Origin of the sequence: Pseudoalteromonas sp. BZK2 (assembly GCF_014349195.1) — a bacterium.
Taxonomy (GTDB): Bacteria; Pseudomonadota; Gammaproteobacteria; order Enterobacterales; family Alteromonadaceae; genus Pseudoalteromonas; species Pseudoalteromonas simplex.
This window is the reverse complement of the sequence record NZ_JACSOG010000006.1, coordinates 108,606-119,730: the sequence shown is the minus strand read 5'-3', so window position 1 is coordinate 119,730 and position 11,125 is coordinate 108,606. Positions and strand designations below refer to the sequence as shown.

The 11,125-nt window shown below is 42.1% G+C and carries 11 protein-coding genes; 4 read left to right on the top strand and 7 right to left on the bottom strand.

What is annotated here, in order from left to right; genetic code table 11:
* Positions 1–3: 3 nt before the first annotated feature.
* Positions 4–1,053 carry a formimidoylglutamase gene (locus BIZ38_RS05410; RefSeq protein ID WP_187489775.1) on the bottom strand — a complete coding sequence of 350 codons (1,050 nt, stop codon included), beginning with the start codon at positions 1,051–1,053 and terminating at the stop codon, positions 4–6.
* Between the two features lie 5 nt (positions 1,054–1,058).
* Entirely contained in the window at positions 1,059–1,556 is a 498-nt protein-coding gene (gene rraA / locus BIZ38_RS05405) for a ribonuclease E activity regulator RraA (protein WP_054552822.1), read from the bottom strand.
* A gap of 212 nt (positions 1,557–1,768) precedes the next feature.
* On the opposite strand from rraA, the gene BIZ38_RS05400 reads away from it, so the two are divergent.
* The 3 genes from BIZ38_RS05400 to BIZ38_RS05390 all read left to right on the top strand — a co-directional run bounded on the left by BIZ38_RS05400 (position 1,769) and on the right by BIZ38_RS05390 (position 5,338).
* Positions 1,769–2,305 carry a phosphatase PAP2 family protein gene (locus BIZ38_RS05400; protein WP_187489774.1) on the top strand — a complete coding sequence of 179 codons (537 nt, stop codon included), beginning with the start codon at positions 1,769–1,771 and terminating at the stop codon, positions 2,303–2,305.
* On the top strand, positions 2,302–3,351 hold the full coding sequence (locus BIZ38_RS05395; RefSeq protein ID WP_187489773.1) for an MJ1255/VC2487 family glycosyltransferase: 1,050 nt from the start codon (positions 2,302–2,304) through the stop codon (positions 3,349–3,351). The genes BIZ38_RS05400 and BIZ38_RS05395 overlap by 4 nt, the downstream gene beginning before the upstream one ends.
* 106 nt (positions 3,352–3,457) lie before the next feature.
* On the top strand, positions 3,458–5,338 hold the full coding sequence (locus tag BIZ38_RS05390; protein ID WP_054552819.1) for a methyl-accepting chemotaxis protein: 1,881 nt from the start codon (positions 3,458–3,460) through the stop codon (positions 5,336–5,338).
* Between the two features lie 99 nt (positions 5,339–5,437).
* Here BIZ38_RS05390 and BIZ38_RS05385 read toward each other — a convergent pair whose 3' ends face one another.
* The 5 genes from BIZ38_RS05385 to priA form a co-directional block, all read right to left on the bottom strand.
* Entirely contained in the window at positions 5,438–5,812 is a 375-nt protein-coding gene (locus tag BIZ38_RS05385; protein WP_187489772.1) for a gamma-butyrobetaine hydroxylase-like domain-containing protein, read from the bottom strand.
* 76 nt (positions 5,813–5,888) lie between these two features.
* Positions 5,889–7,217 carry an HslU--HslV peptidase ATPase subunit gene (gene hslU, locus BIZ38_RS05380; protein ID WP_130049805.1) on the bottom strand — a complete coding sequence of 443 codons (1,329 nt, stop codon included), beginning with the start codon at positions 7,215–7,217 and terminating at the stop codon, positions 5,889–5,891.
* Between the two features lie 11 nt (positions 7,218–7,228).
* Positions 7,229–7,747 (bottom strand): ATP-dependent protease subunit HslV, encoded by a 519-nt coding sequence (hslV, locus tag BIZ38_RS05375; RefSeq protein ID WP_054552816.1) that lies wholly within the window; start codon positions 7,745–7,747, stop codon positions 7,229–7,231.
* Between the two features lie 80 nt (positions 7,748–7,827).
* Positions 7,828–8,355 carry an SPOR domain-containing protein gene (locus BIZ38_RS05370; protein WP_130167267.1) on the bottom strand — a complete coding sequence of 176 codons (528 nt, stop codon included), beginning with the start codon at positions 8,353–8,355 and terminating at the stop codon, positions 7,828–7,830.
* A 16-nt stretch (positions 8,356–8,371) separates the two neighbouring features.
* The gene (gene priA / locus BIZ38_RS05365) at positions 8,372–10,552 is read right to left on the bottom strand and encodes a primosomal protein N' (protein ID WP_187489771.1); all 2,181 of its coding nucleotides are present in this window, start codon (positions 10,550–10,552) and stop codon (positions 8,372–8,374) included.
* Positions 10,553–10,785: 233 nt separating this feature from the next.
* On the opposite strand from priA, the gene rpmE reads away from it, so the two are divergent.
* A complete protein-coding gene (gene rpmE, locus BIZ38_RS05360; protein WP_036973208.1) occupies positions 10,786–11,001 on the top strand; it encodes a 50S ribosomal protein L31 in 216 nt (71 codons plus the stop codon).
* The last annotated feature ends 124 nt before the right edge of the window (positions 11,002–11,125 follow it).

The following is an 11,125-nucleotide window of genomic DNA, read 5'->3' as shown; positions in this document are numbered from 1 at the left end:
GATTTAAGTTTCTTCTCTGGCTTGCAGGTAGGCGTTTACTAAAGCTGTGATTATTTGGCCTGCATCGTTCATACCTGTTTCTAAACTAACCGGGTGTTGTGATGGTGCGCCTTCACATAAATGTAAGTAGCGGGCTGTTGCTTGGCTAGCAGCTAAATGCACAAAGTGTTCTGCATCACTCACATTAAAACCACAGTTGGTGTATGCGCTAACTGGCATTAACGAAATACTGTCTAAGTCTACTTCTACGCCAAGCGAGGCATTATCAAACTGAGCTAGTGCGTGTTGACATGCTGAAGATAAATCAACTTTACGACGTACTTGAATGTCTTGGTAACTATCAAACGTGAAGTTTGCGTTTGTCAGGGCATCCATAATCGCTTGGTTATTTTTAAATTCGTGTAAACCTATCACATGGTAATCAGCAAGGTGATTCTCGCTGTACGCATATCTAAAGCCATTGCCACTATGACGCCCTTCGCATTCTCTAAAATCAGCATGAGGGTCTAAGTTAATAGCATTTACTGGTTTACCATCTTGCTTACTAAGGGCACGCAAAATACCTAAGCAGTTGTTATGGCCGCCACCGATTACAATTGGTTCAAGACCAGCTGCAAAGATCATTGCAAGCACTTGCTCAACGCGAGTGTCTATATCAGCGCACAATTCACGTAGTTTGGCTAAGTCGGCGTCGTTTTTATTATCAAGGTCAGCAGCTTGTTGGTTTAAGTCATCAAGGGCCACTTCGCCGAGTAGCAACACACGCTCGTGGTTTAAAAACTGGTTATGCGTTTGGTTTAAAAAGCGCTTTAAAAATGCTTGCCACGCTTGTCCTGAGCCACCGTTACCTAAGTTAGCGCGAGGGCCAATATCCTCACATACGCCAACTAAAACATAGCGAATACCGAAATGTTTTGCATCGATGAGTGCTTGTGGGGCGTTAACTTGAGTGTCGAGAAGGGCAAGGGCTTGCCAAGCTTTGAGTTCGTTAGCGCGGCGGACACATAAGTGCTTTACCGCCGCTTCATCATAAATTTTAAGGTAGTTTGTCACCGAGATTAGTCTTCTATTATTTCTAACTCTAATTCTTCAGCAGATAATATAATACCGGTGCTATCAGCGTAAACAAAGTCGTCATCAAAGAAAGAAACACCTGCGAAGTTAACGCCAATACCGTCTTCACCTGCACCTTCACTATCGGCAGCAACAGGAATAGAGGCAATTGCTTGAATGCCTAAGTCTAGCTCTTCAAGTTCATCAACATGACGAATAGCACCGTAAACGATAATGCCTTGCCAGTTGTTTTCTAATGCGATTTCAGCCAGCTCAATATCAATTAGGGCACGTCGGGTTGAACCACCTCCGTCAATCAATAACACGCTGTCGGTGCCATCGGTTGATAAAATTTCGCGGATCAGCTCGTTATTTTCAAAGCATTTAACGGTTTTTACTCGACCACTAAAGCTTGGGCGTCCACCAAAATTGATAAACATTGGTTCGAGCACATCAACCACATCTGCAAAGTGGTCGCATAAATCAGAAGTGCTGTAATCCATTTTTTCATCCTCTAAAGAGACTGTCTGTTTAGTACTCAGTATACCCTGATACAACTCAATAACAACGACTTAATAGCGGATTATTGGTTTAAATCAAAGGAATTTTGTCACCGCAACATTAGTGTCTCAAAAGCGTCACTTAATTGTTATTTTTAGCGCCTAAGCTGAGGTGAGTATAAAAATTAGACGCAAAGTATGACAAGGAGCTCACCATGGCAAACAACATACTTACAAAATTGGCAAAGGTGGACGAACAGCTGTTCTTAAGTGTGTTTAATGATGCTTCGCCAGTGTGGTTAAGGCGATCAGCCATTGGCTTTTCAAAAAGTGGTGATGGCGGTCTTTATGTTGCACTATTTTTGAGCTTTTGGTGGTTTACGGAGCAAGCGCATTTTCAACATCTTGCAATGAGTCTACTGGTAGGTTTTGTCATTGAGCGACCTATTTATTTTTTAGTTAAAAAGCGAATTGCTCGGGTAAGACCTTGTGATTGCTTAGTACAAGGCGCTTATTTAGTGCCGAGTGATAGGTTTAGTTTGCCATCGGGGCATAGTGCGGGAGCATTTGTAGTGGCGACAATTTTAACTATGTATTTACCTGAATTTGCCGGTTTGTGGTTGGTTTGGGCATCAGGGGTCGCTGCATCTAGAGTGATTATTGGTGTGCATTACCCCGCTGATGTGGTTATTGGTGCAGTAATGGGATCTAGTTGTGCAGTATTAGCTGTGATGGTGGTGGAGTCTATATGAGAATTTTGTACGGTATTCAAGGGACAGGCAATGGGCACATAACGCGAGCGCGGGTGATGGCTAGCACTTTTAGGGCTTTAGGAGTCGATGTTGACTATGTGTTCTCTGGTCGAAAAGAGCAAGACTACTTTGATATGGATGATTTTGCTGATTACCGAGTTTTTCGAGGTTTGTCGTTTACCAGTAAATCGGGGCAGGTTGATAGCTTTAAAACATTGAAAAATGCACGTCCACTACAACTAATTAAAGATATAAAAGGCCTTGATTTACGTCATTATGATTTGGTATTTAATGACTTTGAGCCAATTACAGCATGGGCTGCTAAACAACAAAATATTCCGGTAATTGGCATGAGTCATCAAGCGGCATTTTTATCTGATAAAGTGCCGATGTTTGGCCGCGCATTCTTTCGCCGTGCGCTGATCCGTAACTATGCGCCAGCCAGTGTTTATTTAGGCGTACATTGGCAACCTTATGCTGAAAATATCATCCCTCCATTTATTGCTACTCATCATCACGATAACCCAGTGATGGTTGAAAATAAGGTGTTGGTGTATCTGCCATTCGAAAATCTTAACAATGTGGTCGAGTACTTAAAAGATTTTCCTGAAAGAGAGTTTTATTGTTATCACCCGGATGCTCAGGATTGTTCAATTGGTAATATCCATCTGCGAGCACCATCACGCGTTGGGTTTCTAAATGATCTTGCTAATGCGGGTGGTGTGATTGGTAATGCTGGATTCGAACTTGCAAGTGAAGCATTACAACTTGGTAAAAAATTATTGTTAAAACCGCTAGGTAAACAATTTGAGCAAGGTATTAATGCGCAGACTTTATTGTCGATGGGGGCAGCTCATGTCATGAGTTATTTAAACCCCAATGCGATGGATGATTGGCTGCAATCTCCACAGAATAAAAAACTCAACTTCCCAAGCGATCCAGCACCTTTGGTTGAGTGGATAAGAAAAAAGCAATGGGAAAAGGTGGATAAGCTCCATAAATACCTGTGGCAACAGGTTGATTTAGAACAAAAACTAATTGTTTAAACCTTCCTAATATTAGAAAATGTGCGACAAGTTTAATCACTTTTTATTAGCTGCTTTAGATAGTTTAGCTATACTCTTAAATGCATGTTTCTATAGGGCACTTTGAATGAATGTATTACAAAACTTAACTATTAAGCGTCGTTTGCAATTAAACGCGCTCGTTGTTGGTCTTGCAATGATTGTGATGCTGTGTGTAATTATCCTTGAGTCGCGCATGATGCTAAAACTCAATGAAACAATTCAAAATGCGGAGGAACTTGATATTCATGAACTTGCAATGCGCAAGCATGAAAAAAACTTTTTGTTTTATAAAGATGTCGAAAGTCTTGAGCTTTTTGAAAAAGAGTATGCACAGCTTAAAGTTAAAATGGCACGTCTTGACGAGCTAGTTAATGACTTATCAATGGAGTCAGCAAAACTTGATGAATTTAGAAGCTTAGCGAAATTGTATTACGATGACTTTAATGAAGTTGTTGTGTTGCAAAAGAAAATTGGTTTGCATCCTAAAGATGCGTTGTATGGTGAGCTACGTGGAGCCGTGCATCAAGTTGAAACCTTACTCAGTGAACGTGAAAACTATCAGCTATTAACCTTGATGCTGCAGCTTCGTCGCGCAGAGAAAGACTTTATGCTGCGATTTGATTTGAAGTATCTGGCTAAATTTGATGATTTAGTCAGTAATTTTCAGTCTGAAATTAAAAATGCAGGATTTGAAACTGGCTATGAGAAGCAATTACTTAGTAACTTGGCTACTTACCAAGTTAAATTCAAAGCGCTTGTCGATGCACAGGTGACTCTAGGATTAGATCTAGACTCAGGTGCACTAGGTGAAATGAAGCGAAGTGTAGAAAAGAGCGATGCGATTGTTAATCAATTAACAACGGAAACTAAGGCTTTTGTTGAGTCTAGCGCCGAGCGAGCGCAACTCGTTGCGTTGCTTGTTTTCATTGTCGCCAGCGTTTTGGTCATGCTGTTAGTCTATTTTACTAGTCGTTCAATCATTATGCCTATTGAGCGTGTATATCACACGATTAATGAAATACGTCGCAGTAATGATTTAAGTATGTCTATTGAGCAGTCAGGTAAAGATGAAATCACCACGATGACAGTTGACTTTAATAGCTTGATTAGTGACTTTAAAAAGCTAATTTACGAAGTCAATACCGCTCTAGGCACACTCAATGTGGCAACAGAGCATTTATCTGAAACGACAGCGGCAACTAGCTCTGGTATGCAAGAGCAACTTCATGAAGCTGATATGGTTGCTACTGCTGCAACAGAAATGCAGGCGACGATTCAAGATATCTCTCACAATACTGAAGCAGCAGCGAAAAAAGCAGAGTCGACTAACTTAAGTGCGCAGCAAGGTCGTTCTGAGGTTGAATCAACGGTAGTGCAAATTAATCACTTATCAGACTCACTCGGTAATGCGTCAAGTGTGGTGTCGCAATTAGAAAAAGACGCTGAAACGATTGGCTCTGTACTGGATGTTATTCGTGGCATTGCTGAGCAAACAAACTTACTGGCACTCAATGCGGCTATTGAAGCGGCGCGTGCTGGTGAACAAGGCCGTGGTTTTGCGGTAGTAGCAGATGAAGTTCGCTCACTTGCGCAGCGTACTCAAGATTCAACACAAGAGATCGAGAGCATCATTTCGACCTTACAAGGGCGTACGCAAGAAGTGGTGAGCATTATGCAGCAATGTCGTACGCAAGGTGGCGAAAGTGCGGCGCAGGCAAGTAAGGCGGGTGAGTTATTGCGCTCAATTACCGAAGATGTACAAACTATTATGGATATGAGCACTCACATTGCCACAGCGATTGATGAGCAAAGCCAAGTGGCTTCTGAGGTGAATAAAAACGTGGTTCGTATTCGTGATATCGCTCAAGAAGCATCGGGTCACGCGGCGACTAATGCACAAACCAGCGAAGAAGTATCAGAGCAAGCGCGTGTGCTTTATCAAGCAATCGATAAGTTTAAAGTTTAATAATTACTTGATACTTTATATAGACAAAGGCGCGGTGACGGTGTCGTCATCGCGCTTTTTTGTTTTTAGGTGTGCTTTATCGAGGCATTTTGATAGGTATTAAGGCACAAACTTGATAGGCACGCTGTCTTTACTTGCTTCGTGCTCAGAGACTCTCGTTTGGTATTTCTGCCAAAGCTCATCATGGTTAGCTTGCAGCTCACTTAAATAGTGCCAGCTGAATAAACCGCTATTATGATTATCGCTAAACACCAGTCGAATCGCATAATGACCAACCGGCTCAATTTTACTAATTCCTACTTGTTGCTTACCAAGTACGAGTTTCATTGGTTCATTGCCATGACCTTGTACTTCAGCAGAAGGTGAGTGAACACGCAAAAATTCAGCACTAAATTGAGCAATAGTCTGATCATCAAAATGAACATCTAATACTTTGCTAACGCTGTGATAATGCACTTTAGTGACTTCTTTCATGTCAGCCTCGAATCTACGATTTATAAACTAAAAAGCCTCCAACTGGAGGCTTTTAATTATAACGCTAATTTGTTGATTAAAGAATGAAGCGACTTAAGTCTTCATCTTCAACAAGTGCACCTAAATGCTGCTCAACGTAATTGGCATCAATTGTTAGTGTTGAACCTGCTTTTTCTGAAGCATCAAATGAAATTTCTTCCATTAATTTTTCCATCACAGTATGCAAGCGACGGGCACCGATGTTTTCGGTTTTCTCATTAACTTGCCAAGCCGCTTTCGCGATACGTTCAATGGCATCATCAGTAAACTCAACCTCAACTTGCTCTGTTTTTAACAGCTCACGTTGCTGCTCAGTTAAAGAAGCATGAGGCTCAGTTAAGATACGTTTAAAGTCATCAGCACTTAGTGCTTCAAGCTCAACGCGGATTGGTAAACGGCCTTGTAGCTCAGGGATCATGTCTGATGGTTTAGCCATTTGGAATGCACCAGATGCGATAAATAACATGTGGTCAGTTTTAACCATGCCATGTTTAGTGCTTACTGTTGAACCTTCGATTAATGGTAGTAAGTCGCGTTGTACACCTTCACGGCTAACATCTGGGCCAGATGCTTCACCACGTTTACAGATTTTATCGATCTCATCGATAAACACGATACCGTTTTGCTCTACTGCGAAGATAGCTTGCTCTTTTAACTCTTCAGGGTTAACAAGCTTTGCTGCTTCTTCTTCAACTAATAGCTTAAATGCTTCTTTGATTTTTAGCTTACGCTTGCTGCGCTTATCGCCACCCATGTTTTGGAACATGCTCTGAAGCTGGTTGGTCATTTCTTCCATACCAGGAGGAGCCATGATCTCAACATTAGGTTGAGCTTGTGCAACATCGATATCAATTTCTTTATCGTCTAACTGACCTTCACGTAATTTTTTACGGAAAGATTGACGAGTAGAAGAGTTCTCTTCTGTTTTTGACTCACCAAAGGTATCGCGTGCTGGTGGTAAAAGAGCATCTAAAATACGCTCTTCTGCCGCTTCTTCAGCGCGATGTTTGAATTTTTTGGTTTGCTGTTCACGCGTCATTTTAATTGAGATATCAACTAAATCGCGGATGATCGTTTCTACTTCTTTACCAACATAGCCCACTTCGGTGAACTTTGTTGCTTCAACTTTAATAAAAGGCGCATTAGCAAGTTTAGCTAAGCGGCGTGCAATTTCAGTTTTACCCACACCAGTTGGACCAATCATTAAAATGTTTTTAGGTGTTACTTCTGCACGTAAATCATCGCTCAGTTGCATACGGCGCCAGCGGTTACGTAGCGCGATTGAAACTGCTTTTTTAGCTTTAGCTTGGCCAATAATATGTTGATCAAGCTCGTGAACGATTTCTCTTGGCGTCATCTCAGACATGGCAGTTCCTATTACAATTCTTCAATAGTTTGGAAATTATTCGTGAATACGCAGATGTTGCCTGCAATCGTTAGGCTCTTCTCTACAATGTCACGTGCACTTAGGTCGGTGTTTTCTAGTAGCGCTGTGGCTGCTGATTGTGCGAAGTTACCACCACTGCCAATCGCAATTAGGTCGTTTTCTGGCTGCACAACATCACCGTTACCTGTAATAATTAATGAAGCAGTTTCGTCTGCAACTGCTAATAGTGCTTCGAGCTTTCTAAGTGCACGATCACTACGCCAATCTTTGGCCATTTCAACGGCAGCCTTGGTTAAGTTGCCTTGGTGCATTTCTAGTTTGCTTTCAAATCGTTCGAAAAGGGTGAAGGCATCAGCAGTACCGCCAGCGAAACCAGCGATTACTTTGCCGTTATAAAGACGTCGAACTTTGCGGGCGTTGCCCTTCATTACGGTGTTACCAAGTGAAACTTGGCCGTCGCCACCAATAACGACCTTGTCGTCGCGGCGTACACTTACAATAGTGGTCATGATTATTCCTCATCATCGAGCGGCAAGGCCGCTCGTAAAAAGCGATTGATGAGGTGTTTATATGGGTGAATGAACTAAAATCAAGTCCAAAGCCAAATTCCGCAGCCCATTATTTTGATGCGTTTAAGTTTATTCTTGTCACTTTCGGCTAAACGTTTGGTTTCGTATGGGCCTAAGCGCACTTTATACCAAATACCATTGCTGCCCTCAGTTTTCTTCACTTCGGCCACTAAGCCGGCAAAAGCAATTTTAGCTTTTAATGTTTGTGCTTGCTCTAATGTTCTAAAAGAGCCGCATTGCATTACATATGGGCCTTTTTGTTCAATCTCTTTTACTTCAACCTGAACTTCGTGCTCTTTAATCTCTTTGATAAATTCAGGTGTCTTAGGTGGTGGAATAACTACTTCTTCTTTTTTAGTAGGGTTTGCTTGCTGCTCTACTAACTCAGGATCAGCATTATGTTTGATATACCATAGGCCGTAACCAAACCCGCCTACTAAGATAAGCGCAATTAAAACAAGAATAATAGGGAAAGGCTTTTTCGCCGGGGCTTGTTTTTTATTATTTCGATTTGCTGGTTTTTTATTTATGTAATCGTGCTGTGCCATGACTCTTAATTGGCCTTTAAATCATATCTATAGGATCGACATCTAAGCTCCAACGCACCTTTTGCGCTAATTTACTGGTACTTATATAGTCGACCATTTGCGCTAAATATTGGTGTAAGTGGGAGCGTTCCTGCGCCTGAATATGTAACTGAAAGCGATATTTACCTGCCACACGTTCTAGTGGTGCGGGTATCGGACCGAGCAATTGTATACCAGATACGTTCTGTACAGGAACCAAATCAGTTAAAAAATCCATCACTTGATTTATGTTATGTCCTTCGGCACGCACCATAGCCATATTTGTGATTGGTGGAAGTTGCGCGTCTTCTCGTTCTGTCAGTGCGTAACGGGCAAAATCTTGGTAACCATTATTAACTAAGTCTTGCAGTAGCGGGTGCTCAGGAAAGTGAGTTTGTAATAATACTTGCCCAGGTTCACCACTGCGACCTGCACGGCCTGCCACTTGCGTAACAAGTTGCGCTAAATGTTCAGTGGCGCGAAAGTCACACGAATATAATCCACTGTCGACATCTAGGATTAAAACAAGGCTAACATCGGCAAAGTGGTGGCCTTTTGCCAACATTTGCGTGCCAACTAAGATGCGCGCACCGCCTTGGTTAATATCATCAAGGGCTTTTTCTAAGCTGCCTTTACGACGAGTTGAATCTCGGTCGATACGACTAATCGGAATATCAGGGAAGGTTTGTGTTAAAAACTCTTCGATTTGTTCAGTGCCTTTGCCATTTGGAAAAATCTGCGTGCTGCCGCAATCAGGGCATTGATGAGGCACCTGATGTTGCTCACCACAGTGGTGACAGATCATCTGGCCAATGGCTTTATGAAAGGTTGCACTGGTGCTGCAACGTGAGCACTCACTTAGCCAACCGCACTCATGGCATATAAGGGTAGGCGAAAAACCACGACGGTTTAAAAACACCATCACTTGCTTACCACGTTCTAAATGCTGGCGCATATAGGCAAGGCTGGCATGGGCAATCCCTGCTTGCTCAGGCTGACCTTTCATGTCCATTAATTGGAACTGGTTATCAGTACTGGTTTGGGCCCGTTCAGTGAGGCTCAACAGCTGATATTTGTTATTAATTGCTTTATGTAAGGTCTCAAGTGCTGGTGTGGCACTGCCTAGAACGAGCGGAATATTATGTTGGTATGCTCTATAAGCGGCTAGGTCTCTAGCATGATAGCGTAGTGTATCTTGTTGCTTAAACGAGCTGTCGTGCTCTTCATCAACGATGATCATGCCAAGTGATAAAAAAGGTAAGAAAATACTTGAACGTGTGCCGATCACTATGGCGCAGCTGCCTTTTTCACAAAAACGCCAAGTTTGTAAGCGTTCGTTATCTGTCAATGCTGAGTGCCATAGCATAATTGGGGTATCGGGAAAGCGACGACGAAAGCGGTTGACAGTTTGGGGTGTTAAGCCAATTTCAGGCACTAATACTAAGGCTTGCTGACCTTTTTTCAGTACTTCTTCTAGGCATTGCAAATACACTTCGGTTTTACCACTTCCGGTAACTCCTTCAAGCAAAAAGCTTGTAAAGCCACGAGCTTGGTTAATGCTGGTGCAGGCAACAGCTTGCTCTTTATTAAGCACCGGCTTGCTACCGACAGTCGGCGCGCGTTGCTGCCATTGGTTATCATGCTCAATAAACTGGGTGATCAGTTCTTTATCAAGCAGACTGTCGATGGTTTTTTTTGTAAATCCGAGCGCTTTTAATTCTGTGACCGATGACTTGCCCGACTCGGCTAGCTGTTTTAATAAACTTAACTGAGTTTTTGCTTTTAATGACGGCAGTTTTGCACCTTTATCGGTCAGCTCAACCATATTAATACTGGTTTTATCTGGGCATTCGCCTTGCCTTAATGCAGCCGGAAGTGCCGTATGAATGGTCTCGCCCAATGGGTAACAGTAGTAGCGTGCTGTGAATTTTAGTAATGCTAAATGTTGCTTAGATAACACTGGCGTGTCGTCTATAACATCAATAATCGGCTTGATTTTGTCAGCGGGAACATCGGTTGATGTTTTAAGAGCCAGTACCACGGCAACCTTTTTTTGACTACCAAATGGCACGCGAACCCGCATACCTGGCTTTAACTCAGGGCTATGCAGCAGCTGTTCAACTTTATAATCGAAGGTACGCTGTAAAGGGACTTTTATGGCAACTTCTACAAAGTGCATAACAACTCAACTGAAACAAAGATAGAAAGATAATGTACTAAAATTGCAGTTAAAAACCTACCAACAAATACTGAACAACAGACCACTTGGTTATTTTTTTAGCGAAAGATGTATTTAAAGCTTGTCGTAAGGCGTCTTGAGCTATAAAATACGCGGCCTATTAATTGTATTAACTGCGTATGGTGCCAGACTTCGGGTTTGGAGAGCGATACGGCCTTAACTAGAGGTTCCCTATGAAAGAAGGTATTCACCCTAAGTACGAAGCTATCACTGCAACTTGTTCATGTGGTAACAAATTCGAAACTAGCTCAACTCTTTGTAAAGACATCCACTTAGACGTATGTTCTGAGTGTCACCCGTTTTACACTGGTAAGCAAAAGATTTTAGACACTGGCGGCCGTGTTGATCGTTTCAACAAGCGCTTCGGTGCACTTAGCAGCAAGAAGTAATCTCTGCTGTTTAGTTAAAAAAAGCACCTTAAGGTGCTTTTTTTATGCCTAAAATTTACAAAACTCATTATTAAAGCTGCCACTTACTTATCATCTTCACTTATGTATCTTGCATAACTATTTC

What these genes read in the sequence shown, in the direction of transcription:
- rraA (WP_054552822.1), bottom strand. Translation starts at nt 1,556, where the DNA reads ATGGATTACAGCACTTCTGATTTATGCGACCACTTTGCAGATGTGGTT.
- BIZ38_RS05400 (WP_187489774.1), top strand. Translation starts at nt 1,769, where the DNA reads ATGGCAAACAACATACTTACAAAATTGGCAAAGGTGGACGAACAGCTG.
- BIZ38_RS05395 (WP_187489773.1), top strand. Translation starts at nt 2,302, where the DNA reads ATGAGAATTTTGTACGGTATTCAAGGGACAGGCAATGGGCACATAACG.
- BIZ38_RS05390 (WP_054552819.1), top strand. Translation starts at nt 3,458, where the DNA reads ATGAATGTATTACAAAACTTAACTATTAAGCGTCGTTTGCAATTAAAC.
- BIZ38_RS05385 (WP_187489772.1), bottom strand. Translation starts at nt 5,812, where the DNA reads ATGAAAGAAGTCACTAAAGTGCATTATCACAGCGTTAGCAAAGTATTA.
- hslU (WP_130049805.1), bottom strand. Translation starts at nt 7,217, where the DNA reads ATGTCTGAGATGACGCCAAGAGAAATCGTTCACGAGCTTGATCAACAT.
- hslV (WP_054552816.1), bottom strand. Translation starts at nt 7,747, where the DNA reads ATGACCACTATTGTAAGTGTACGCCGCGACGACAAGGTCGTTATTGGT.
- BIZ38_RS05370 (WP_130167267.1), bottom strand. Translation starts at nt 8,355, where the DNA reads ATGGCACAGCACGATTACATAAATAAAAAACCAGCAAATCGAAATAAT.
- priA (WP_187489771.1), bottom strand. Translation starts at nt 10,552, where the DNA reads ATGCACTTTGTAGAAGTTGCCATAAAAGTCCCTTTACAGCGTACCTTC.
- rpmE (WP_036973208.1), top strand. Translation starts at nt 10,786, where the DNA reads ATGAAAGAAGGTATTCACCCTAAGTACGAAGCTATCACTGCAACTTGT.